This window comes from Agrobacterium sp. ST15.16.024 (genome assembly GCF_027956545.1).
In the GTDB taxonomy this organism is placed as follows: Bacteria; Pseudomonadota; Alphaproteobacteria; order Rhizobiales; family Rhizobiaceae; genus Agrobacterium; species Agrobacterium cucumeris.
In genome coordinates this window covers 887,616-910,626 of record NZ_JAQKGO010000001.1, presented here as the reverse complement: position 1 = coordinate 910,626, position 23,011 = coordinate 887,616, and the positions used below count along the sequence as shown (strand labels likewise).

At 61.0% G+C, this 23,011-nt stretch carries 16 protein-coding genes; 4 read left to right on the top strand and 12 right to left on the bottom strand.

Going from position 1 to position 23,011, the window contains the following annotated elements; translation table 11 throughout:
* Nucleotides 1-129: 129 nt before the first annotated feature.
* Nucleotides 130-1,068, bottom strand: coding sequence for a DMT family transporter (locus PL640_RS04480; protein WP_142839415.1), 939 nt, complete (start codon nucleotides 1,066-1,068; stop codon nucleotides 130-132).
* 445 nt (nucleotides 1,069-1,513) lie between these two features.
* Here PL640_RS04480 and pepN point away from each other — a divergent pair, with 445 nt between their 5' ends.
* The 3 genes from pepN (at nucleotide 1,514) to PL640_RS04465 (ending at nucleotide 7,194) form a co-directional block, all read left to right on the top strand.
* Nucleotides 1,514-4,162, top strand: coding sequence for an aminopeptidase N (pepN, locus tag PL640_RS04475; protein WP_271360924.1), 2,649 nt, complete (start codon nucleotides 1,514-1,516; stop codon nucleotides 4,160-4,162).
* 136 nt (nucleotides 4,163-4,298) lie between these two features.
* Nucleotides 4,299-4,619: a carboxymuconolactone decarboxylase family protein gene (locus PL640_RS04470; RefSeq protein ID WP_271360923.1), complete on the top strand. Its 321-nt coding sequence runs from the start codon at nucleotides 4,299-4,301 to the stop codon at nucleotides 4,617-4,619.
* 238 nt (nucleotides 4,620-4,857) lie between these two features.
* Entirely contained in the window at nucleotides 4,858-7,194 is a 2,337-nt protein-coding gene (locus tag PL640_RS04465; RefSeq protein WP_269698422.1) for a PAS domain-containing sensor histidine kinase, read from the top strand.
* A gap of 201 nt (nucleotides 7,195-7,395) precedes the next feature.
* Here the strand turns inward: PL640_RS04465 and PL640_RS04460 are convergent, their stop codons facing one another.
* Nucleotides 7,396-10,365: a bifunctional [glutamine synthetase] adenylyltransferase/[glutamine synthetase]-adenylyl-L-tyrosine phosphorylase gene (locus PL640_RS04460; protein WP_271360922.1), complete on the bottom strand. Its 2,970-nt coding sequence runs from the start codon at nucleotides 10,363-10,365 to the stop codon at nucleotides 7,396-7,398.
* A gap of 321 nt (nucleotides 10,366-10,686) precedes the next feature.
* Here PL640_RS04460 and PL640_RS04455 point away from each other — a divergent pair, with 321 nt between their 5' ends.
* Complete coding sequence (locus PL640_RS04455) at nucleotides 10,687-11,550, top strand: MipA/OmpV family protein (RefSeq protein WP_271360921.1); 864 nt, start codon at nucleotides 10,687-10,689, stop codon at nucleotides 11,548-11,550.
* Nucleotides 11,551-11,595: 45 nt separating this feature from the next.
* Here the strand turns inward: PL640_RS04455 and PL640_RS04450 are convergent, their stop codons facing one another.
* From PL640_RS04450 to PL640_RS04405, 10 genes are all read right to left on the bottom strand, one after another.
* Nucleotides 11,596-13,314, bottom strand: a complete 1,719-nt coding sequence (locus PL640_RS04450; RefSeq protein WP_271360920.1) for an SDR family oxidoreductase — start codon at nucleotides 13,312-13,314, stop codon at nucleotides 11,596-11,598.
* Nucleotides 13,315-13,384: 70 nt separating this feature from the next.
* Nucleotides 13,385-13,810 carry a thiol-disulfide oxidoreductase DCC family protein gene (locus tag PL640_RS04445; RefSeq protein ID WP_271360919.1) on the bottom strand — a complete coding sequence of 142 codons (426 nt, stop codon included), beginning with the start codon at nucleotides 13,808-13,810 and terminating at the stop codon, nucleotides 13,385-13,387.
* Nucleotides 13,811-14,036: 226 nt separating this feature from the next.
* Nucleotides 14,037-15,446 (bottom strand): sensor histidine kinase, encoded by a 1,410-nt coding sequence (locus PL640_RS04440; RefSeq protein WP_271361454.1) that lies wholly within the window; start codon nucleotides 15,444-15,446, stop codon nucleotides 14,037-14,039.
* Between the two features lie 9 nt (nucleotides 15,447-15,455).
* Nucleotides 15,456-16,214: a response regulator transcription factor gene (locus tag PL640_RS04435; protein WP_035218197.1), complete on the bottom strand. Its 759-nt coding sequence runs from the start codon at nucleotides 16,212-16,214 to the stop codon at nucleotides 15,456-15,458.
* A 164-nt stretch (nucleotides 16,215-16,378) separates the two neighbouring features.
* Nucleotides 16,379-17,932: a Do family serine endopeptidase gene (locus PL640_RS04430; protein ID WP_271360918.1), complete on the bottom strand. Its 1,554-nt coding sequence runs from the start codon at nucleotides 17,930-17,932 to the stop codon at nucleotides 16,379-16,381.
* Between the two features lie 155 nt (nucleotides 17,933-18,087).
* Nucleotides 18,088-18,552, bottom strand: coding sequence for a cytochrome c-type biogenesis protein (locus PL640_RS04425; RefSeq protein ID WP_161991158.1), 465 nt, complete (start codon nucleotides 18,550-18,552; stop codon nucleotides 18,088-18,090).
* 122 nt (nucleotides 18,553-18,674) lie between these two features.
* The gene (locus PL640_RS04420; RefSeq protein WP_271360917.1) at nucleotides 18,675-20,669 is read right to left on the bottom strand and encodes a heme lyase CcmF/NrfE family subunit; all 1,995 of its coding nucleotides are present in this window, start codon (nucleotides 20,667-20,669) and stop codon (nucleotides 18,675-18,677) included.
* Entirely contained in the window at nucleotides 20,666-21,178 is a 513-nt protein-coding gene (gene ccmE / locus PL640_RS04415; protein WP_271360916.1) for a cytochrome c maturation protein CcmE, read from the bottom strand. The genes PL640_RS04420 and ccmE overlap by 4 nt, the downstream gene beginning before the upstream one ends.
* Nucleotides 21,175-22,338: a c-type cytochrome biogenesis protein CcmI gene (gene ccmI / locus PL640_RS04410; protein WP_271361452.1), complete on the bottom strand. Its 1,164-nt coding sequence runs from the start codon at nucleotides 22,336-22,338 to the stop codon at nucleotides 21,175-21,177. Before ccmI ends, ccmE begins: the two co-directional genes overlap by 4 nt.
* Before the next feature lie 160 nt (nucleotides 22,339-22,498).
* The gene (locus PL640_RS04405; RefSeq protein WP_142839927.1) at nucleotides 22,499-22,927 is read right to left on the bottom strand and encodes a hypothetical protein; all 429 of its coding nucleotides are present in this window, start codon (nucleotides 22,925-22,927) and stop codon (nucleotides 22,499-22,501) included.
* Nucleotides 22,928-23,011 lie beyond the last annotated feature (84 nt).

Below are 23,011 nucleotides of genomic sequence, written 5' to 3'. Positions count from 1 at the left end.
CGAGGATCTAATCACCTCAACAAAATCAAATACGTTGGCAGATCGTCGGGACAGGCCCGAGGATGACGCCGAGAGAAGAAATACCCGTCGCCATCAACTTCAACGGAACATATCGGGGGAATGGCGACTTCACCCCTGCGGCGTAGAGGCCTTGCGGGCTGCCCGTCTTGCCAGACCCAGCTGATGCTCGCGGAAGATGATGAATATACCGGCAAGGATGACGATCGCCGTGCCGATCAGCATGGTGAGCGTGGGGATGTCTCCGAACAGAATGTAGGAAACTGCGATCCCGAAGACGATGGAGCTGTATTCGAAGGGTGCGATGACCGAGACTTCGGCATGGCGGTAGCTCTCCGTCAGGAAGATTTGCGCAACGCCGCCGCAGATGCCGCTGGTGATCAGCAGCATGGCCTGCGTCATCGTCAGCGCGCTCCAGCCGAAGGGCACGCTCACCAGCGACAACAGGGTGGCGGTGAGCGAAAAATAGAGCACTATGGTCGGCGTCTTTTCGGTATCGACCAATTGCCGCACCTGGATCATCGCCAGGCCGCCCAGCGCCGCGCCACACAGCACGGCAATCGCTCCCAGGCCCTCACCGGCGGCAAAACCGCCTTCGCGCAGAAGCGTCATCTTTGGCCACAAAATCACCAGCACGCCCATCATGCCGACGAACACCGCGCTCCAGCGATAGACGCGCACCTTCTCATGCAGGATGAAAGCGGCAAAGACGACGGCCAGCAGCGGCGACGCATAACCGATCGCGATGAATTCCGGCAGCGGCAGCATGGTCAGCCCGTAAAAACCGCAGGCCATGGACAGGATGCCGAGAAAACCGCGCTTGAAATGGCCGAGAAGATTGTTGGTGTGCAGCGCGCTGGTCAGCGCATGCAGCCAGGCGAGATAAACGACAATCGGGATAATGGCGAAGGCGGAGCGGAAGAAGGTGATCTGGCCGGCCGGCACATCGGGACCGGCGGCCTTGATACAGGTCTGCATGACAAGAAAAAAGCCAACCGAAACCAGCTTCATGCTGATCCCGCGGAAGGGATTGGTCGGTTCGGCGTTCATTGGCAGTTACTCATATCGGCTGCGCAAACACGCCATCGGTAAATTTTCATGCGGGGAGGACGACGCAGGGGAATTGGATTTGCGCAAGGCTAGAACATTCCTCCCGGCCTTTACATCAAAAAATGTTATTCACCCATGAATTCGGTTGATTTGGTGACGGCAAAGAATTGCTTTCGCGTTTTCGGCCTCGCGTCAGATCAAAGCGACATGCGCTAAAATTTGAAGAAAATAAAATATAATTTCAGTAATCGTTCAACATTTGCTGCGATGGTCCATGGGTCCGGCGGCGGGGGAGGATCGTCTGCATGGCCGGTAAAGCCTTTATGGCGGGACAGAATGTCCTCCGATGCGCACATGAACGTGACGAATACTCCACCTATTTTACATCCCGGCCTTATGACGACATGATGGCGGGAAGACCACGCTAAGTTATTCAGGAACAGTCATGCGAACAGACACGGGCCAGATCGTTCACCTGGCAGATTACCGCCCCACCGATTTCGTTCTGGAGCGGGTGGATCTCACCTTCGAACTCGACCCCAAGAATACCAAGGTCGAAGCCCGTCTGATCTTTCACCGACGCGAAGGCGCCGATTCCCAGGCACCGCTTGTTCTCGATGGTGATGAGCTGACGCTTTCGGGCCTGCTGCTCGATCAGGTCGAGATCCCTGCCAGCCAATATGACGCTACGCCCGACAGCCTGACCATCCGTGATCTGCCGGCGGAAACGCCCTTCGAGATCTGCGTCACCAATTACATCAATCCGCAGGTCAATACGCAGCTGATGGGGCTTTACCGCACCAATGGCGTTTATTGTACCCAATGCGAGGCGGAAGGTTTCCGCCGCATCACCTATTTCCCCGACCGCCCGGATGTTCTGGCGCCCTATACGGTGACGATCATCGCGGCGAAGGAAGGCAACCCGCTGCTGTTGTCGAACGGCAATTTCCTCGGCGGCGGCAATTACGACGAGGGCCGTCACTTTGCCGCCTGGTTCGATCCGCATCCGAAACCGAGCTATCTCTTTGCGCTCGTCGCCGGTGATCTCGGCGTGGTGGAAGACACGTTTACCACCGTCTCCGGTCGTGAAGTGGCGCTGAAGATTTATGTCGAGCACGGCAAGGAGCCGCGTGCGGCCTATGCCATGGACGCGCTGAAGCGTTCGATGAAATGGGACGAAGAGCGTTTCGGCCGCGAATACGACCTCGATATCTTCATGATCGTCGCCGTATCCGATTTCAACATGGGGGCGATGGAGAACAAGGGTCTCAACGTCTTCAACGACAAATTCGTGCTGGCCGACCCGGAAACCGCCTCTGACGCGGACTACGCCAATATCGAGCGCATCATCGCGCATGAATATTTCCACAACTGGACCGGCAACCGCATCACCTGCCGCGACTGGTTCCAGCTGTGCCTGAAGGAAGGCCTGACGGTTTATCGCGACCAGGAATTTTCCGCCGACATGCGCTCGCGCCCGGTCAAGCGCATCGCCGATGTGCGCCATCTGAAATCGGAGCAGTTTCCGGAGGATTCCGGTCCGCTGGCGCATCCGCCGCGCCCAGACACCTACCGCGAAATCAACAATTTCTACACGACGACCGTTTATGAAAAGGGCGCCGAAGTCACCCGCATGATCGCCACGATCCTCGGTGCTGACGATTTCAAGAAGGGCATGGACCTTTATTTCGAACGTCATGATGGCGAAGCCGCGACGGTTGAAGATTTCGTCAAGAGCTTTGCGGATGCGAGCGGCCGCGATCTGTCGCAGTTTTCGCTATGGTACACCGAGGCTGGCACGCCGCTGGTCTCCGTTTCCTCCGCTTATGATGCCGGCAAGGCGACGTTCAGCCTGACGCTGGAACAGACCGTGGCGCCGACACCCGGCCAGCCGGTAAAACAGCCACGGCACATTCCGCTGTCGCTGGCGCTTATTCTCGACAATGGTCAGATCGCCGAGCCACAGGCAGTCACCGGCGGCGAATTTCGGGATGGCGTGCTGCACCTGACCGAGCGCAACCAGACCTTCTCCTTCTCCGGCATTTCCTCGCGGCCCGTGCTGTCGATCAATCGCAGCTTCTCGGCGCCGGTCAATCTGCATTTCGAGCAGAACGCCGCCGATCTGGTGCAGATCGCCCGGCACGAGACGGATATGTTTGCCCGTTTTCAGGCACTGACCGATCTGGCCTTGCCGGCACTGATTGCTGCCACCAAAGCGGTGCAGAATGGCGGTGAAGTGCGCACGGACGCCGAACTCATCGCAACGCTTATTGAAATCGTCAGCGATTCCTCGCTCGAACCCGCTTTCCGCGCACAGGCGCTGGCGCTGCCAAGCGAAACGGATATCGCTCGCGAACTGGGTGGCAATACCGATCCGGACGCCATTCACAAGGCGCGCAACGCCACGATAAAGGCGATCGCAACGGCCGGGCTTGAAACCTTCAGGCAGCTTGCGGAAGCGGCGGGTAACGGCGAGGCCTACAGCCCGGATGCGGGCAGTGCCGGACGCCGTTCGCTTCGCAATGGCGCGCTCAGCTTCCTTGCCTTTGCCGAGGAAACCCCTGCCCGCGCGGCAAAAGCCTATGCCGACGCCACCAACATGACCGATCTCGCGCATGCGCTCAGCGTATTGACCCAGCGTTTCCCCGACAGTGCCGAGACGAAAGAAGTGCTTACAGCTTTCGAAACGCGCTTCGCCGACAATGCGCTTGTTCTCGACAAGTGGTTCTCGCTGCAGGCCGCCATTCCCGGCGACGGCGCGCTTGATCGCATCAAGGCGCTGATGAAATCGAAACATTTCATCGCCACCAATCCGAACCGGGTGCGTTCGCTGGTCGGCACGCTGGCCTTTGCCAACCCCACCGGCTTCCACCGCGCAGACGGCGCCGCCTATCGGTTCCTGGCGGAGCAGATCATCGCCATCGACAAGCGCAACCCGCAGCTTGCCGCGCGCATTCTCACCTCCATGCGTTCATGGCGGTCTCTGGAGGCAAGCCGCGCCGAACACGCGAAGGCCGCACTGTCGACGATTGCTGACGCCAAGGGCCTGTCCACGGATGTGAGCGACATCGTCGGGCGTATCCTGAAAGGCTAACCGCAAGCTTTCGCTGCGCCACCATTTCGAACATGCCGATACGCCGTCTTGATATCCATCAAGGCGGCGTATCGCATTGCGCAACATGATGGTCTCAAGGGGCCAAAACCGGCCCGGCAGCAGAAAGGAATTGCAGATGACCGACATGTCCAAGGCCAGCGCTTCGTTTCAACGCTTCATGACGGACGCTCCCGCCCACAATGCAGCATGGCTTCAGGCCGTGCAGAAACTGGGTGTGGCATCCACGCTCGATGTGAAGACCCAGAGCCTGATCTATATCGGCATTCTGGCCGCGCTGCGCCTTGAAAGCGGCATCGCCTTTCATGTCATGGAAGCCAAGGCGCGTGGCGCAAGCCGTGAGGATATCATCAGCGCGGTGCTGACCGGTCTGCCGGCCGCCGGAAACGGCGTCGTCGGAGCGCTTGGCCCGGCTCTCGACGCTTTCGACGGCGTCTGAAAACCGCTTCCCCCCGCCTCCCGCGACAGCCGGTATTCTAGCGCCGGCTCACTGATTTCACTCATAATTCCCGAGTTCGGCAGGGCTGGAAGAAACCGTCCCGAAAAAATACGGAGTCGGTTCAAGGGGTTAAAATTCTTTTAACTTTTGCCTCTGGACAGGGCGAATCGCATTTGATTCACTAGCCATATTCGAGCGGTGGCGCTTCGAATCATGGGGACATCACAAAGGCGGGACAATGACGAACGTGCGGCGGGCGACTGCGGGCGATGAGCGGCCGTATGCCAAATTTTCTGATCTTGCGGCCTGGGGCGAGAAGCTCTCCAGCGACCTGATGGGTTTGATGAATGGCTCCGACCGCCCGGCGCCGCAGGTCGAGACGCTGTTGAAGCGGCTGATACCCATTCTCATCCTCGCCTTTCTGGTCGTCGTCGCGGCCTCGCGCATGCTCGGCATCGTCGCGGAATATAGCCGCATGGAAGAGGCCGCCCGCCACTCCACGGCGCTGACGGCGCTGACCGCCAAGGCGGCCCTTCTCAACAACGGCACCGTCTTTCCCGCGCAGGACCGCGCCCGCGCGGAAGCAAGCCTCGTTTCGGCGCTACCCTCCGGCAGCCTTGCCGATGGCACCATGGTGCTGCTCTCCGGCAGCAATGGCCGGATTTTTGCCGGCGCCGGCAAGGAGGCAATGCTTTATATCGGCACGTCGCTTCCCGCTTTGCTTCCGGAAATCGCCATCGTACAGCGTTTTCCCGGCGCACCCGGCACCATCGAAACCAATATTGACGGCCAGCAGCATTACGCGACGATGATCCCCTTCGGCGATGATGGCGCGATGGTCATCGCGGCGCGTTCACTGCAGCCGATCCGCTCCTTCTGGCGCAGCGAAATCGCCATGAACGTCACGCTGTTTGCCGGCATTTCCTCGATCCTGCTCGTGGTGCTCTACGCCTATTACATGCAGGTGAAGCGCGCCCGCGATGCAGACGACATCTTCGCCGAATCCAACCTGCGCGTGGAAACGGCGCTGTCGCGCGGCCGCTGCGGGTTGTGGGATTTCGATCTTTCCTCACGCCGCATGTTCTGGTCCGGTTCGCTTTACGAAATTCTGGGCATGCCGCCCAAGGCTGCACCACTGTCCTTTTCCGATGCCGCCCGAATGATGCATTCCGAAGACGGCAATCTCTATGAACTGGCCCGCGCCGTCGGTTGCGGCAATCTGCGCCAGATCGACCAGATTTTCCGCATGCGCCACGCCAAGGGCCATTATGTCTGGCTGCGCGCCCGCGCCCAGGTCATCCGCACCAATAACGGCCCGCGCGTCATCGGGATCGCCATGGATGTCACCGAACAGCACCGCCTCGCCCAGCGTTACGCCGAGGCCGACCAGCGTCTTGCCGACGCGATCGAATCCACCTCGGAAGCCTTCGTCCTGTGGGACAAGAATGACCGTCTGGTGATGTGCAACACCCACTATCAGAAGGCCTATGGCCTGCCTGACAGCGTGCTGGTGGCCGGCACCGAAAAAAGCACCGTGCATGCGGCCGCAGCCCGCCCCGTGGTGGAGCGTCGCGTTGCCGATGCCGACCAGTCCGGTCTGTCGCGGACCACGGAAGTGCAGCTGGCCGACGAGCGCTGGTTGCAGATCAATGAGCGCCGCACCCATGATGGCGGCCTCGTTTCCGTCGGCACCGACATCACGTTGCTCAAGCGCCATCAGGAACGGCTGCGCGATTCCGAGCGCCGGCTGATGGCGACCATCGGCGACCTCTCCGCTTCACAGCACAAGCTGGAGCGGCAGAAGACCGAGCTTTCCGACGCCAACGCCAATTACCTTGCCGAAAAAGAGCGCGCCCAGGCCGCCAACCGGGCGAAATCCGAATTCCTCGCCAATATGAGCCATGAGCTGCGCACGCCGCTCAACGCCATTCTCGGCTTTTCCGAAATCCTGCAAAACGAGATGTTCGGGCCGGTCGGCTCGCCGAAATATTCCGAATATGCCCGCGATATCCATGACAGCGGCAAGCACCTCTTGAACGTCATCAACGATATTCTCGACATGTCGAAGATCGAGGCGGGCCATATGCGCATCAACCGCGAGACCATCGATCTCGCGCCGCTGATCGAGGAAACCCTGCGCCTGACCGCCATTCAGGCTGAACAGAAGAACATCACCGTGCAGCAGAAGGTCTGCGCCGGGCTGACGATGCAGGGCGACCGCCGCGCCATGAAGCAGATCATGCTCAACCTGCTGTCAAACGCCGTGAAATTCACCGGTGATGGCGGTCGCATAGCGCTGCGCACCCACGTGCACGAGGCCGCGATGATCCTCACCATCGCCGATACCGGCATCGGCATTCCCACCCAGGCATTGGAAAAGATCGGCCAGCCCTTTGAACAGGTGCAGAGCCAATATGCCAAGAGCCAGGGCGGCTCAGGCCTCGGGCTTGCCATTTCCCGCTCGCTCGTGAAGCTGCATGGGGGGACGATGAAGATCCGCTCGTGTGAGGGCCGCGGCACGGTGGTGACGATTATTATCCCGCATGTGGCGGGGCATTGCGGGACGGTGCATTGATTGGGTAATATTGGTGGGTGTGGTTTACCCCCCTCTGCCCTGCCGGGCATCTCCCCCACAAGGAGGGAGATCGACCAGCTGCAATCGCTCGATCATCTCAAACGTTGCGAATTTGCCGGGGAGCATCCTTCTAGCTAATCTCCCCCCTTGAGGGGGAGATGCCCGGCAGGGCAGAGGGGGGTGAAGCCTCACCCACCAACCCTACCCCCCATTCTTCACCGTCCCCACAAACACCTTCCGCACCGCTTTCGCCAGCCGCTTCACCTCACCCTCCAGCGTCGCAATATCTGGGCAATCCCCCGCCCGGCAGACGAGGTCGGTCAATCCGGCCGGCGCTTCCTTCGGATTGAAGGCGCCATCTATACACAGCCGCACGATCTGCGAGATTTCGGTATAGAGCCCCATCGCCGCCATGCAGTCGTCGAACGCCTGCGGCTCCATGACGGGTGCGGCCAGCACCTGCAGCGCCTCGGCCGTGTTGCGGCCCGGTTCATGAGGGGCAAGGCCTTTTACGGGGCCGACCAGTGCCAGGTATTGGGTGATGAATTCCAGATCGACCAAACCGCCATTGATAAGCTTGAAGTCCCAGATGTTCTCCGGTGGCTTCTCCTGCTCGATGAGGTTTCGCATTTCCAGCACATCGGCGGAAACCTTGGCCACGTCGCGCTTCTGCGAAAGGATGGAGGCGATGATGCGGCGCGCGTCTTCCATCAGCGAGGTTTCGCCGCAGATCAGCCGGGCGCGGGAAAGCGCCATGTGTTCCCAGGTCCAGGCTTCCTCACGCTGGTATTTCTCGAAGGCTGAAATCCGCGTCGCCACCGGCCCCTTGTTGCCGGAGGGGCGCAGCCGCATGTCCACCTCGTAAAGCACGCCTTCCGCCGTCGGGGCAGACAGTGCCGCGATAAGCCTCTGGGTGACGCGGGTGAAATACCGCACAACATCAAGCGGTTTGGCGCCGGTGGATTCCTGGGCGGCATCGTCATAATCGTAAAGCAGGATGAGATCGACATCCGAACCGGCGGTGAGTTCGAAGGAGCCAAGCTTGCCCATGCCCATGACGGCGACACGGCCGCCGGGATAAGGCCCATGCGCCGCTTCCATTTCCGCCAGCACGGCATTCAGCGCCGCCTCTATCACCAGATCGGCAAGATGGGTGAAGGCGCGGGCGGCGACCTCGCCACGGATCGCGCCGGTCAAGAGCCGCACCCCGATCAGGAACCGCTGTTCGGCGGCGAAGATGCGCAGCCGGTCGAGAATATCCTCGTAATGGCGGGCATTGGAGAGGAAATTGCCCATGCGGTGAGCGAGATATTCGCGCGTCGGCACATCGCTCATCAGCGCCGGGTCCAGCATGCCGTCAAAGACATGCGGGCGGGCAGCGATGATTTCGGCAAGACGCGGGGCCGAAGACATGATCGTTACCAGGAGCGACAGAAGCGCCGGATTGTTGCCAAGCAGCGAAAACAGCTGGATGCCAGCCGGCAGGCCGGAGAGGAAATTGTCGAAGCGCAGCAACGCCTCATCGGCCCTTTTGCTCTCGCCGAAGGCCCGCAGCAGGTCCGGCGTCAGCTCCGTCAGCCGCTCGCGCGCCTCCACCGATTGTGTCGCCCGGTAGCGGCCATTGTGCCAGGTGCGGATGACGCGGGAAATATCCTCCGGCCGCTCGAAGCCCAGCGTGGAGAGCGTCTTTAACGTATCGGGATCGTCCTTCTGGCCGGTGAAGACCAGATTGCCGGCCTCGCCTGATAGTTTCGTCTCCTGCTCGAACAGCGCCGAATAACGGCGCTCCACCAGTCGCAGCACCTCTTCCAGCTTCTCGGAGAAAGCCTTGGTATCGGCAAAGCCGAGCATGAAGGCGATGCGCTTCAGTTCGGCTTCGGTGTCCGGCAGCACATGGGTCTGCTCGTCGCGCACCATCTGGATGCGATGCTCCACTTCGCGCAGGAACCAATAGGCTTCCGTCAGGCTGTCACGCGTTTCGGCATCGATCCATTTCGCTTCCGTCAGCGCCGCCAGCGCCTCCTCCGTCGCGCGGACCCTGAGCGGCGGCATGCGGCCACCGGCGATAAGCTGCTGCGTCTGGGCGAAGAACTCGATTTCGCGAATGCCGCCGCGCCCGAGCTTGACGTTGTGGCCCTTCACCGCAATGGCGCCGTGGCCCTTATGCGCATGGATCTGCCGCTTGATGGAGTGGATATCGGCGATCGCCGCGTAATCGAGATATTTGCGGAAAATGAAAGGCGTCAGCTCACGCAGGAAATTCTCACCCGCCTTGATGTCGCCGGCCACCGGCCGCGCCTTGATATAGGCGGCGCGCTCCCAGTTCTGACCCCTGCCCTCGTAATAAAGCAGCGCCGCTTCCACCGGGATGGCAAGCGGCGTCGAGCCGGGATCGGGACGCAGCCTGAGATCAGTGCGGAAGACATAACCATCCGCCGTACGCTCCTGCATGATACGCACGAGACGGCGCATCATGCGGCCGAAATTCTCCGTGGCATCATAGGGGTCGTCCATGATGCCAGCCGAGGGTTCGAAGAACACCACGGCATCAATATCGGAGGAATAGTTGAGTTCGCGCGCGCCGAGCTTGCCCATGCCGAGCACGATCAGGCCGGAGCCTTCGCTTGGCGCGGCGACGTTCTTCAGCTTCAGCTTGCCGCTCTCATGGGCGGAAAGCAGCAGGTGATCGATGGCGGCGGAAAGCGATGCATCCGCCATCTCGCTCAGCCAGCGTGTCGTATCGCGGGCGGTGAAGATGCGCGCCAGATCGGCAAGCGCCGCGACGAAGGAGAGCCGCCGCTTGGCGATTCTCAGCCGCGACATCACCTCGTTTTCGACGGGTACGCCGCCTTCCTGCCCGGGTTTCCAGCAATCGCGCGCGTCACGAACGAGATCGGTGAGCAGCGGCGTCAGCGGTTTGGAAATCGCCAGCGTCAGCAACCCCTCATCCGCTGCCGCCATGTCGCGCAGATAGGGTGAAAGGGTGAAGGCCGCAGCGATAAAATCCTTAAGCGGGCTTTCGTCCGCCAGCAACGCGGCCACCGCCGGCTCAACCTTGCCGATGTCCTTCAGCGTTGAAAGAACGGATTTCAGTTCCGTCTGCGTATAGGGGCGGATCACGCCCGGCAGAACCTCGCTCAGCCGCCTTTCGGCGTTTTGGGGTTTCGTCACTGTCTCTCTCCCTCTTGCCGCTTTCGCATCCGCGCTCTTCCGCCTGCAGCATTTTCAGGGACGGGCCGCTCCCCGCAAACCGTCCCGCCGTCATCCTCTGCCGAAGCCTTCGGGCGCATAGACTTGGCGTTGTAACAAATGCGAGGCGCTTTGCGATGAGGAAAACCGTTTCCGGCAATGTTTTCCAAGGCCGCGCCCCGGTTTTTCGCTCCGAAGCGCAAGTCCCGGCACCACGTAATGTCTCCGCAACTGTGCCCGCGTAGCGTCCTCCTCAACGAAACCCGACTCCCCGGTTTTCCAACGCTCGATGCTGCAACGGATATGATCATGAAACAATTTTTTACGGTGAAATGGCAAAAGAACCTGCGTGCGATGGCATTGTTCCTGACGGCGCTGCCCATGGCGCAGATCATTTCCACGCCCGCTTTTGCCGCCGATATCGGCAAATCGGACAGGCTCGCCGATCCGCAGGGCAATTTCGACAATGCCCGCTACAGCAGCTCCAGCGACTGGAAGATCACACTCGGCGTCGGCGCGGCCTATGCCCCCAAATATGAAGGCTCCGACAAGCTGGAAGCCGGCGCCGTTCCCCTGGTTTCCGTGCAATATGGCGATACGCTGAGCATCGATTTCAGCGGCGTCACCGTTAATGTTCTGAACCAGAACGGTTTCAGACTGGGCATCAAGGGCGGCTGGGAAGGCGGTCGCAAGGAAAAGGACGACAGGAAGAACCTGCGCGGGATGGGCGACATCAAGGCCGGCGGCGTGGTCGGCGGCGTCATCGCCTACGGCATGGACCCGTTCGAAATCTACGCCAAGGTGGACAAGACCATTGGCGGCAGCGAAGGCCTGACCGCCACCGTCGGCGCCAGCGTCTCGCACAAGATCGACCAGTTCATTCTCGGCGCAGACCTCTCCGCCACCTGGGCGGATGACAACCACATGAAATCCTATTTCGGCGTCACCTCGGCCCAATCCGCCCGCTCCGGCCTGCGCCGCTACGACGCCAAAGCCGGCTTCAAACGCATCGACGCCAGCGCCTCGGTCTCCTACTTGATGACGGAGAACTGGACGATCACCGGCACCGGCGGCGTCGGTTTTCTCTTGGGCGACGCCAAGGACAGCCCGGTGGTGAAAAAAGACATACAGCCATTTGCGATGGTGGGCGTGGCCTATACGTTCTGAGGCTGGCGGGAATGCGCGGCATCGCCCGCAAGACCCGACTGACATTCATGATGACGAAACGCGTTCCGGCGTTTGCATCTCTCCCGGTGAAGCGCGACATGGCGCTTCACCGTGGTCGTCCAGAGTACCCTTATAAGCGACAACCAACCCCACGAATGGCAGGGAAATCTCCACGTCGAAGCAGAAGCGATCCTCCACCTCGGACTCGAAGCTCACGCCCTTCGGCAGAAACATTCCGGGCAAAGGCACGCCCAAAACATGCCATCGCCGGGGGATGAGAGCCAACCGGCCGCCATCCAGCACCAGCGCCAGGGCGACCGTGACGATACCAAACCGCTCCGCCAGCAGATATTGATCCTTGCCCTTTCCGGCCGACAGGGTGGACGAGAAACGCCTGCCGCCGAAATTCCGCGTCCAGCGCTCCTTACCCTTTTCCAGTGTGAAGTTGACGTTGACGGGCACCTGCTTTCCCGCCTTCGGAAAGCCGAGAACAGCGGAAATCATGCGAGCCAGCACGCCCTCTCCGCGCCGTATCTCTGCAACGCCGCGCCATTCCTGTGCCTGTCCGCTGCCATGCAGCTGCCGCAGGCGGGGCGGTAACGCATCGAAGGCGGGGCCGAGGAGCCTGCGAAACAATGGAGCGTCGGGCTCATCTCGACGAAAACCCGTAAAGATCGTTTTGCTGCGGAAAAGCCCATCATAGTCCGCCAGTTCCAGCGCAGCAGTGCCAGCGCGTGCACCGGGAAGCGGGCGCTCGCCGTTCAGCATCTTGCGGATAAGAGCCTCGATCGCCATGGAAGGAATATAGGGCCCGTCATCACCTTCGGCCAGCAGGTGCCAACTCATCTCCATCGGTTTGCCGGCTGCAAGACCCCCTGCCCGAACAAACATGCCGCCGCGATGTTCGCCAAAACGCAACCGGTTCAATACCGCATGAAATAGTGGCGACAGCGGTGCGAATGAGGGAAGGGCAAACCGCGCACGCGCTTTCGCCAGTACATTCAGCATGCGGTGCAGAAATTCCGGCACCGGACCGGCGCCCATCCATATATCCGTCATGGATGGGTGCTCTGGCGGGATCACTTGCAAATCCGGTACATCGACCAACGAAAAATGAATGTTTCGCAGTGGCAGCCTGCCGGGGACTGCAACGGTGAAGCGCCTGCTTTCCGCCAGACCGACGCCGTGGGAGGGTTCGCCATGCCGGAAGAGTTTGACCGGCGTACCGGCGTAGCCCACGACTGCACGCATGACGTTGAGACCGATCCCTGCATAGGGAGACGGTGCGATGCCGCCCTCGACTGTCACGATCTCCATGTCTTTCGCCATCTCGCGCAGGACAGCCGCCGTCAGCACCGGAAAACTGCTGACGCCCGACAGCACGAAAATACCGGCGGCTTTTGCCCGCTCATCGAACTGGCTGACGCCGAAAACGAAATCGGCGGCATCGGCGAAATCGAGATAGTCGATTCGAGCATCTATGCAGGCTGTTATGACTGCGTAGCACTCATTGCCATAGTTTTGGAACGGCCCGGAAGCGTCAACAACGAGATCGGGTTTATGGACGCGCAGTGCTTCGACGATATCGCGACGATCAAGCATCAGGGGGCGCAGTTGCGCTTGTCCGCGCCAACCCTCACAGAAGGTCTGCGCCCGCGCGAGGCTGCGGCCACAGACAAGAATCTCAATACTGGAAATATCGGCAAGCAACTCCGCCAGCCGGCCGCCGAAAACGCCATAACCACCGAGGATGAGTATCTTCATCGAACCGCCGATCACATCTGCCTCAATGCCGGGATTACAGCATGCTGTGAGTGGAGAGGCTTCGCCATCTTCAAAGGATCCTGTCCCTGTATTCCGGCGGCGCTACCCAGCATTGCTCACGCTTTCCAAACCACCGGTAGCGATTGCGTGCAACGAAGCGATAAAGGGGATCGCGTAAGGAGGCGGGAATGACGCGCATTATGGCAACAAGCCGCCACGGCATGCCAAGCGCCTCATAGATGCTCAGCACAGCGTCGCTGTCCTGCCGCACCCTGTCGCCTTCGACGACCAGCATGCTTGCCGGATTGGTGGGGTCGATGCCCTGACGCCGATAGATTTCCGCACCGACCTCTCCCTGCATCGACGCCAGCCGGAAGTACCCTGCCTTATCGTGCCGCAGCACAAATTGCGCATTCACGGAACACAGCACACATTCGGCATCGAACAGAATGATCGGGCCATGCCGGTCGCTGGCTGTGGGAGTGGTGCCTGCCATCTGTCGCCAAGTCCTCTTGTCGATCGCTGTCGAACCGACGCATTAAGTGCAGCAATCATCCTCATGAATATTCTTCCGATCACCTTTCAATTCAATCTCGCACGGCAGCTATTTTTTCGACCGGGAAAGAATGTCTGCGCAAATTTCGGTGATCCGCCAAACCGTTACCCGCCTGACGCAAGGCAACGCCCTCGCTTGCAAGGACGAGATCGCCGTATGGCTTGGCTTATGGTTTTGAGACGGGAAATACCATCGAAACGGTCAGCCCCGGGCAGGCGGCATTCGACGCATCGGTGTCGGACAGCAGCAGCGATCCGCCATGCAGTTCCATCACGGCCTCCACCAGGGAGAGGCCAAGGCCGGTGCCCGGTTTGGAGCGGCTTTCATCCAGCCGCACGAAACGTTTCAGCACCTCGCCGCGCTTGTCGGCGGGAATTCCGGGGCCATTATCGGCGACGGAAAGCACGATTGCTTCTTCTTCTCTCGCCAGACGAACGACGAGCTTTTTGTCGCCTTCGCTTTCGCAGGCATATTTCATGGCGTTGTCGATGAGGTTCGACAGCGCCTGGCCGATCAGTTCGCGGTTGCCCTGCACCGAAAGTCCGGGCTCTATCTGGGTTTCGAGCACAAGGCCGGCATCTTCGGCCACCGGCTCGTAAAGTTCGGCGCTGTCTGCGGCGATTGCCGAGACGTCCACATCGGTCATTTCAGCGGCGATCGAGCCGGCCTCGACGCGGGAGATCATCAGCAGCGCGTTGAAGGTGCGGATGAGCTGATCGGACTCAGCAATGATGCCCTCAAGCGCTGAGCGCCTTTTGGTCTCGTCATCGTCGTCAAGTGCTGCGGCGGCCTTGTTGCGCAGCCGGGTCAGCGGCGTTTTGAGATCGTGGGCGATATTGTCGGAAACCTGCCGCAGGCCCTCGTTCAGTTTTTCGATGCGGCCGAGCATGGCATTGAGCGAGCCGGACAGTCGATCGAACTCATCTCCCGAGCGGCCCTGCGGCAGGCGCTGCGACAGATCACCGGCCATGATCTTCTTGGTCGCCGCCGACATGCGATCGATGCGCTTCAGCGCATTGCGGCCGATGCCGAACCAGATGAGCAGCGCGCCGCCGCTCATGATCGCCAGCGCCACCATCAGCGCATTGCGCACCAGCGCCCGGAACTTGGTCGGCTCGCCAAGGTCGCGGCCGATCAGGATGCGCAGGCCATTATCCAGCAGGAATATATTGGCGGTGGCGAGGTGCTGCACGCTGTCGCCACTTTCGGAATAACGCTCATAACGGAAGGGAAAGCCCGTCCAGCCTTCCTTGTCGAAAACACCGGGCTGCACGGAGGCAACGTTACCGGCAAGGATTTCGCCATTCGGGCCGGCAATGACGTAAAGGCTCGCGCCCGGCTGGCGGGCGCGGCGCTCCATCATCCTGAGCAGTGGGTTGATGCCGCCGCGATTATAGATGCGCTGCACATCCGAGACTTCCTGCAAGACGGCATCACGCGTCTGCTGGTTCAACAGCTTTTCGGAAAGTGCGGTGACGTAGAAGACCAGAAAGGCGGCGCATAGCGCGAATAAAAGGATATAGAGCGCCGAGAGGCGCACCGCGGTCGACCGGAACAATATTCTGAGGCGGGCCATTTTCGCCAATCAGCCCTCGTCCTTCATCATGTAACCGGCACCGCGAATGGTCTTCAGCAGCGGCTTCTCGAAGTCCTTCTCGATCTTCGAGCGCAGACGGGAGACATGCACGTCGATGACATTGGTTTGCGGGTCGAAATGATAATCCCAGACGTTTTCCAAGAGCATGGTGCGGGTTACCACCTGGCCGGCATTTTTCATCAAATATTCCAGCAGGCGGAATTCGCGCGGCTGCAACAAAATCTCTTTGCCGCCGCGACGGACATCATGCGACAGGCGGTCAAGTTCGAGATCGCCGACCCGGTAGACCATGTCCTGCTCGGGCTTGCCCTTGCGGCGGCCCAGCACCTCGATGCGGGCAAGCAATTCGGAAAAGGCATAGGGCTTCGGCAGATAATCATCGCCGCCGGCACGCAGGCCGGTGACGCGGTCATCCACCTGCCCAAGAGCGGAGAGGATCAGAACCGGCGTCTCGATGCCGCGACGGCGCAGCTCGCTTATGACGGAAAGCCCATCGCGGCGCGGCAGCATGCGGTCGATCACCATGACGTCGTAGGCGTTCTCGCAGCCCATGAACAGGCCGCTCTCACCGTCGCTCGCGTGATCGGCGACGATCCCGGCTTCGCGGAACGCCTTGGTCATATAGGCCGCAGCCTCCAGGTCGTCTTCAATGACAAGAATCTTCATGTGCGGGACAATAGCGCCCTCGCCCTTTTCCGCACAACCGGAAAGAGATGCGACAGACATTTCCTGAACCTTGTTTTCCATGAGGTTTCCTCCGCGATACTGCCTGGACCGGCGTTGCCGGTCCTTTCTTCTCCCCGCCGGAGAGAAGAAAACGGGCCGTAGCGCCCTGCCATATTCAACCGCCCCGTCTCGAGAGCGAGATGCGATGCCGGCTCCACAAAGAACCGGCATCGCCTGTCAACCTATCAACCCTGGTCGATATCCAGAGCGATGAAGCGGCTGCCGTCGTCCGTCTGGATCTGGAACAGCGCCTTGGAGCGTCCGTCCTTCTTGGCCTGCTCGAGAATCTTCTCGATATCGGCGGCAGAAGCGACCTGCTGGTTGTTGACCGAGGTGATCTTCTCACCGGTCTTCAGGCCGCGGGCGGCGGCGTCGCTGTCGGGATCGACATCGGTGATGGCAAGGCCGTTGCCGTCATCGGCGGGCGAAACCGTCAGGCCGAGGCTGGAGAGCACCTTCTCGCTGGAGGACTGACCGCCCTTGTCGTCGTTCTGGGCAGGCGTCGCCTTGGAAGCGTCGTCGCTTGCGAGATCGCCGAGCGTCACGGTTACCGACTGCGATTTGCCACCGCGCCAGAGCGAGATTTCAACCTTGGCGTTGGGGGCCATGCCACCGATGCGGCGCGACAGGTCGCGGGCATCCTTGACCGGCTCGCCATTGACGGCCGTGATGATGTCACCCTGCTTGATGCCGGCCTTGTCGCCCGGCGAACCGGACTGCGGCGAGACAACGAGTGCGCCGCTTGCTTCGGAAAGACCGAGCGATTCGGCGATATCCTTGCTGACGGGCTGGATCTGCACGCCGAGCCAGCCGCGCTCGACCTTGCCGTCCTTCTGCAGGTCGGCAATCACGTCCTTGGCCACCGATGCGGGGATGGCGAAGGCGATGCCGACATTGCCGCCGGAAGGCGAGAAGATGGCGGTGTTGATGCCGACCACTTCACCGTTGAGGTTGAAAGCGGGGCCACCGGAGTTGCCACGGTTCACGGCAGCGTCGATCTGCAGGTAGTCGTCATAGGGGCCGGAGCCGATATCGCGGCCACGGGCGGAGATGATGCCCGAGGTCACCGTACCGCCGAGACCGAAGGGGTTGCCGACGGCGACGACCCAGTCACCGACGCGGATCTTGGTGTCATCGGCGAATTTCACATAGGTGAACTTGCGGTTCACATCGACCTTCAGCAGCGCCAGATCGGTGCGCGGATCACGGCCGACGAGCTTGGCATCGAGTTCGGTGCCGTCATTCATCACGATCGTATAGGCGGAGCCGTCATCGACAACGTGATTGTTGGTGACGACATAACCGTCTTCGGAGATGAAGAAGCCCGAGCCCTGGGCGACCGGGCGCAGCGGGCCCTTGCCGTCACGGTGGCGGTTCGGGCCACGCTCGGAACGGTCCTGATTGGGGCCGCCGAATTCCTTGAAGAAACGCTTCAGCGGATGATCGTCCGGCAGCTGGTCGAGACCACGGCCGCCGAAGTTGAAGGAGAAGTTGCTGGAATCATCGGAAGCGGGCTGCACGTTCGACTGGACGCGAACGGAGACGACGGCGGGCGAAACCGCATCAACCACATTGGCAAAGCTCGGAACCTGCGGCGCGGTTACTTCGACGGGTGCTGCAAGCGAATGGGCGATCGGTGCGGCGATGCCGGTTGACAGCATCAGCGCGGCAAGGCCGCCGACGGTCGTGGCCTTCAGAGCCGTTTTCAGCGAGAAACGTCCGTTTTGAGAGTGAGACATTGGTACCTTCTTTCTTCATTCAGACTGGAGCCCGTTTGACCGGGGGAGAAGCGGTGGATGATGAAGATATAGGAGGCAACACCTTACGGCGAAGTGTCTGACGAATGAAAAATCCGTAATGTTGAAAAAGAACCGGGGGCCGACATGGAAACCGGTTATTTTTCAATGAGATTACGGATTCTTTCTTCTTCGTCCGCGCTCAGTTTTTGTGGCCGCTCCTGCGTTGCGCGACGGCGCGAAAAGACGAAAACGGCGAAAATGCCCGCAAGGGTAAGGCCGACGGGTGCGCCCCACAAAAGCACGGTGCGAAGGCTGAGACGGGGTTTCAACAGCACGAATTCGCCATAACGCGACACGACGTAATCGATGACGGCCTTGTCGCTGTCACCCTGAACCAGCCGCTCACGCACCAGAACGCGCAGGTCACGCGCAAGCTCGGCGTTGCTGTCATCGATAGACTGGTTCTGGCAGACCATGCAGCGCAGCTGAGACGTCAGGTTGCGGGCGCGCTGTTCCAGCACCGGGTCTTTGAGGACCTCGTCGGGGTTGAAGGCGAAGGCGGGCCATGGGGCAAACAGGAGTGCGAGAAGAAGCGTAAGCCCCGCCACGATCTTCCTCATTCCTGTGCTTGTCACAGGAATCCAGCCAGCCCAAGTCCTTGGGCTGAAAAAACTCTCCCGCCGCGCAGACGCGCGTCGACTGGATTCCTGTGACAAGCACAGGAATGAGGAAAGCGCCACACTCATTCCGCCGCCTCCGGCATTGCCGCCGGTCGGACTGGCTTCGCCTTGCGATTTGGTGCCCCCACCCTCAGACGCCTGTCGGAGAGCGAGATGAAGCCGCCCACCATCATGAACAGCGTGCCGCCCCAGATGCACAGAATGAAGGGTTTCCACCAGATGCGCACCACCATGCCGCCATCGGTCATCGGGTCACCCAGCGAGACATAAAGCTGGCTGAGGCCGAAGGTCAGAATACCGGCTTCCGTCGTCGGCATGCGCCGCGCGGTATAGAGCCGCTTCGAGGACCAGACGTCGCCCACCTCGACCCCCGCCTTGCGCACGGTGAAATGGCCGCGATCCTCGGTGAAGTTGGGGCCGACAGCGTGGCGGATACCATCAAAGGTGAGGCTGTAACCGCCCGCTTCCGCCACCATGCCCTGTTTCATTTCCAGGACGGTTTCGGTCTCATAGGTGGTGACGATGACAATGCCGAGCACGGTGATGCCGACGCCCATATGCGCTAGGGCCGTACCGAAGGCCGAGCGCGGCAGGCCCTTCAGACGGCGGAATGCGATGCCGAAGGCCAGTTTGCCGAAATTGGCGCGATACCAGAGATCGGCAAACGCACCGAAAATCAACCAGAAACCGGCGGCGATGCCGAGTGCCGCCAGCACCGGGCCGCCATTTTCCACGTACCAGAGCGTCAGCCCGGCAAGGGCTGCAATGGCGGCGGCCACATAAAGCCGCTGGAAGGCGCCGAGAAGATCGCCGCGCTTCCACGCCAGCATCGGCCCAAACGGCGTGACGATCAGGATCGGGATCATCAGCAGACCGAAGGTGAGGTTGAAAAAGGGTGCACCGACCGAGATTTTTTCGCCCGTCAGGGTTTCCAAAATGAGCGGATAAAGCGTGCCGATCAGCACCGTGGCAGTCGAGACCGTGAGAATGAGATTGTTGAGGACGAGTGCCCCTTCGCGCGAGATCGGCGCAAACAGGCCGCCGACCTTCAGCGACGGCGCGCGCCATGCAAAGAGCGCGAATGCTCCACCGATGAAGATGGTCAGAATGCCGAGAATGAAGATACCGCGGCTCGGATCGGTGGCGAAGGCATGCACCGAGGTCAAGACACCGGAGCGGACGAGGAAGGTGCCGAGCAGCGACAGCGAGAAGGTCATGATCGCCAGAAGCACGGTCCAGATTTTCAGTGCCTCGCGCTTTTCCATGACGAGCGCCGAATGCAGAAGTGCCGTTCCAGCCAGCCACGGCATGAAGGAGGCATTTTCCACCGGATCCCAGAACCACCAGCCGCCCCAGCCGAGTTCATAATAGGCCCAGTAGGAGCCCATGGAGATGCCGGCAGTCAGGAAAGTCCAGGCGGTGAGCGTCCAGGGCCTTACCCAACGCGCCCAAGCGGCGTCGATGCGGCCTTCCAAAAGCGCCGCAACGGCGAAGGAAAAGCAGACGGAAAAGCCAACATAACCGAGGTAAAGCAGCGGCGGGTGAATGGCGAGGCCGAAATCCTGAAGGATGGGGTTCAGATCCTGCCCCTCGGCCGGCACCGGTGACAGACGCAGAAACGGATTGGAGGTGAGCAGGATGAACAGCAGGAAGGCAACGGAAATCCAGGCCTGTACGGCCAGAACATTGGCTTTGAGCGTTTCCGGCAGGTTGCGGCCGAAGGCGGCAACGAGCGCGCTGAAAAACACCAGTATCAGCAGCCATAGCAGCATGGAGCCTTCATGGTTGCCCCACACGCCGGTCAGCTTGTAGAGCATCGGCATCAGCGAATGGGAGTTTTCCCAGACGTTGCGCACGGAGAAATCCGAGACCGCATAGGCCCGCGTCAGCGCCGCGAAGGAAAACCCCACCAGCAGGAACATCATGACGGAGCCAAGCGAGGCGACATCCATCAGCGCCCGGTCGTTGCGGCGCGCGCCGATGACCGGCAGCGTCGAGACGATGAGCCCCACGCCAAGCGCCAGAACCAGAACATAATGGCCGATCTCGTTGATCATTTTGTCGCTCCGGTCTTGTCAGTGGAGACGGCACCGGCCGATGGCGTTGCGGCGGACGGCTCTTCGCCTTCTCCGCCATGCTGCCACAGACCCTTGTCTTTCAGCCGGTCGGCCACTTCCTTCGGCATGTAATTCTCGTCATGCTTGGCCAGCACGCTGTCGGCCACGAAGCCACGGGTCGCGACATCGAAAACGCCTTCGGTCACCACGCCCTGCCCTTCGCGGAAAAGATCGGGAAGGATGCCGGTATAGCTGACAGGCACATTCGCCTCGCCGTCCGTCACGGTGAAACTCACCGTACGGCCCTCGCCGCGCTTGATCGAACCTTCCGCCACCAGACCGCCGAGACGGATGCGGGTGCCGGGATTGACGGGCGTCTTTTCCAGATCGGCGGGCATGTAAAAATAGGCGATGGACTGGCCGAAGGCGAACATGACGAGCAGCACGGCTGCAACGATGAAGCTCATGCCGCCGCCGATGATTGCCAGACGTTTCTGTTTGCGGGTCATTGCGTCACTCCCTGCGGCGCGGCATCCTGTTGCCCGTTGGTGCGGATTGGCCCGGCGGAAACGCCCAGTTCCTTCGCCAGCGCCAGCAGCTGCCGGCCCTGCTCACCCTCCGGCGGGAAAGCCTGCAGGCCGGCCCTCAAGGCTTCACCGGCCTTGGCTTCATTCTTCAGCACGGCATAGGCGCGCACAAGCCGCATCCATCCTTCAAAATCGGCCGGGTTTTCCTTCAGCTTGGCGTCGAGGCTTGCCACCATGCCCTCGATCATCGCCTGCCGGTCGGTGGTCGTCATGTCATTCGCAGCCGCCATATCCTGCGCGGTCGGGCCGGGCGCGGCTGGGGCCGCCTCGCCGCCGGTACGGGTGATATGTTCGCGAACCAGTGGCAACCAGGGTGCGCCAGCCGGTGCATCGGCCTCCAGCGCCGCAAAGGCTGCACGTGCCTCGTCCGCCTTGCCCGCCTGTTCCAGCGACAGCGCCAGATAAAAGCGGGCGCGCGGATTGCCGGGTTTCAGCTTCTCGGCCTCAGCAAAGGCGTCACGCGCTGCCTCGATGACGATGCCGTCATTGCCAGCCACCAGCGTTTCGCCAAGGCCCGTCAGCCGCTCGGCGCTTGGCCCCAGAATACGAAGCGCATTGCGATAGGCAAGCTCGGCATCACCAAGCCGCAGCGTCTTGAAATAGATCGGGGCCAGAATATCCCAGCCGGCGCCGTCATCCGGGTTCTGCGCCAGATGCCTTTCGGCGCGGGCGACCAGCAGGTTCATGTCATTGTCGGGCTTTTCAAGACGCGCCTCGAGCGGCATGTCCGGCACTTCCGGACTGCCGTTCCAGACGTAAAGACAGAGCCCGAGTGCGGGCAAAAGAACGGTGATGAGGCTCGCGGCGAGATTGTGCCGGCGTGGCCGGTCCTGCTTGCCCTGCTCTTCTTCCGCCTCGGCGGCGGCAAGCAAGCGGCGGCCGATTTCGGCGCGGGCGTAATCCGCCTCGGTTTCGCCGATCAGACCCGCCGCACGTTCACGGTCCAGTTCCGCCAGCTGGTCGCGGTAAACGGCAACCTCACCGTCGCGGCGCGTCTCAGGCGCCTCGGTCTTCCGCATCAGCGGGTACATCAGGACGACGGCGACAGCCGCCGTCAATATCGCAACGACAATCCAGAACATAAGGCTCAATTACTCGAATGCGCGGCACATGGAAACATGAAGCGCGGGGATGACGTGAATTTGAGACATCACGCCGCACCGCAAGCCCTGTTTCGGCCGTTCCGCCGTGCCTCTTCTTGTCATTGCCGGAGGTCGGTGGCCTTGATTTACGTCAAACCCGTCAGGTCAAAGGCGACCAGCTGCCATCGGCATTGCGGCAGGCCGCACCGCGCACCTTGGTCTCGCGTCCATCCACGGTGAGGCTGTGCGAATATTGCCGGCAGTTCTGATTGCCCACCTGATAGGGCGCATTGGCGACCACCTGGCCCTTGGCGTCATCGCCGTTCCAGGCAACGGGCGTGCCGACAGGCGCCGTTTCCAGCGCCTTGTATTCCGCCTCCAGCGCCTTGGTCTGATCGCCCCTGTCGAGCTGCACGCCGCTTCGCCCGACAATGCCGCCCTCAAGATTGGCAAGGAAAGGCGTCGAAGGCTGCGCCGAGCGGCCGAACAGGCCGCCACCCGCCGGGCGCGTGCCCGTGGTGGTGCAGGCGCTCAGCATCGAAACGCACAGGATCGAGAGAAGTGCCGGGCGTGACACCAGCGAACGCATCGTCACGGAGCGACAGCCATCATACACGTCAACCAAACCCTGTCCTCTTTTCTACCGCATTGCACCCAATATGGTGCCATTGAA

Bases quoted from the DNA above. Each gene is read 5' to 3' on its own strand.
- PL640_RS04480 (WP_142839415.1), bottom strand. From the start codon at position 1,068: ATGAACGCCGAACCGACCAATCCCTTCCGCGGGATCAGCATGAAGCTG.
- pepN (WP_271360924.1), top strand. From the start codon at position 1,514: ATGCGAACAGACACGGGCCAGATCGTTCACCTGGCAGATTACCGCCCC.
- PL640_RS04470 (WP_271360923.1), top strand. From the start codon at position 4,299: ATGACCGACATGTCCAAGGCCAGCGCTTCGTTTCAACGCTTCATGACG.
- PL640_RS04465 (WP_269698422.1), top strand. From the start codon at position 4,858: ATGACGAACGTGCGGCGGGCGACTGCGGGCGATGAGCGGCCGTATGCC.
- PL640_RS04455 (WP_271360921.1), top strand. From the start codon at position 10,687: ATGATCATGAAACAATTTTTTACGGTGAAATGGCAAAAGAACCTGCGT.
- PL640_RS04450 (WP_271360920.1), bottom strand. From the start codon at position 13,314: ATGAAGATACTCATCCTCGGTGGTTATGGCGTTTTCGGCGGCCGGCTG.
- PL640_RS04445 (WP_271360919.1), bottom strand. From the start codon at position 13,810: ATGGCAGGCACCACTCCCACAGCCAGCGACCGGCATGGCCCGATCATT.
- PL640_RS04440 (WP_271361454.1), bottom strand. From the start codon at position 15,446: ATGGCCCGCCTCAGAATATTGTTCCGGTCGACCGCGGTGCGCCTCTCG.
- PL640_RS04435 (WP_035218197.1), bottom strand. From the start codon at position 16,214: ATGGAAAACAAGGTTCAGGAAATGTCTGTCGCATCTCTTTCCGGTTGT.
- PL640_RS04430 (WP_271360918.1), bottom strand. From the start codon at position 17,932: ATGTCTCACTCTCAAAACGGACGTTTCTCGCTGAAAACGGCTCTGAAG.
- PL640_RS04425 (WP_161991158.1), bottom strand. From the start codon at position 18,552: ATGAGGAAGATCGTGGCGGGGCTTACGCTTCTTCTCGCACTCCTGTTT.
- PL640_RS04420 (WP_271360917.1), bottom strand. From the start codon at position 20,669: ATGATCAACGAGATCGGCCATTATGTTCTGGTTCTGGCGCTTGGCGTG.
- ccmE (WP_271360916.1), bottom strand. From the start codon at position 21,178: ATGACCCGCAAACAGAAACGTCTGGCAATCATCGGCGGCGGCATGAGC.
- ccmI (WP_271361452.1), bottom strand. From the start codon at position 22,338: ATGTTCTGGATTGTCGTTGCGATATTGACGGCGGCTGTCGCCGTCGTC.
- PL640_RS04405 (WP_142839927.1), bottom strand. From the start codon at position 22,927: ATGCGTTCGCTGGTGTCACGCCCGGCACTTCTCTCGATCCTGTGCGTT.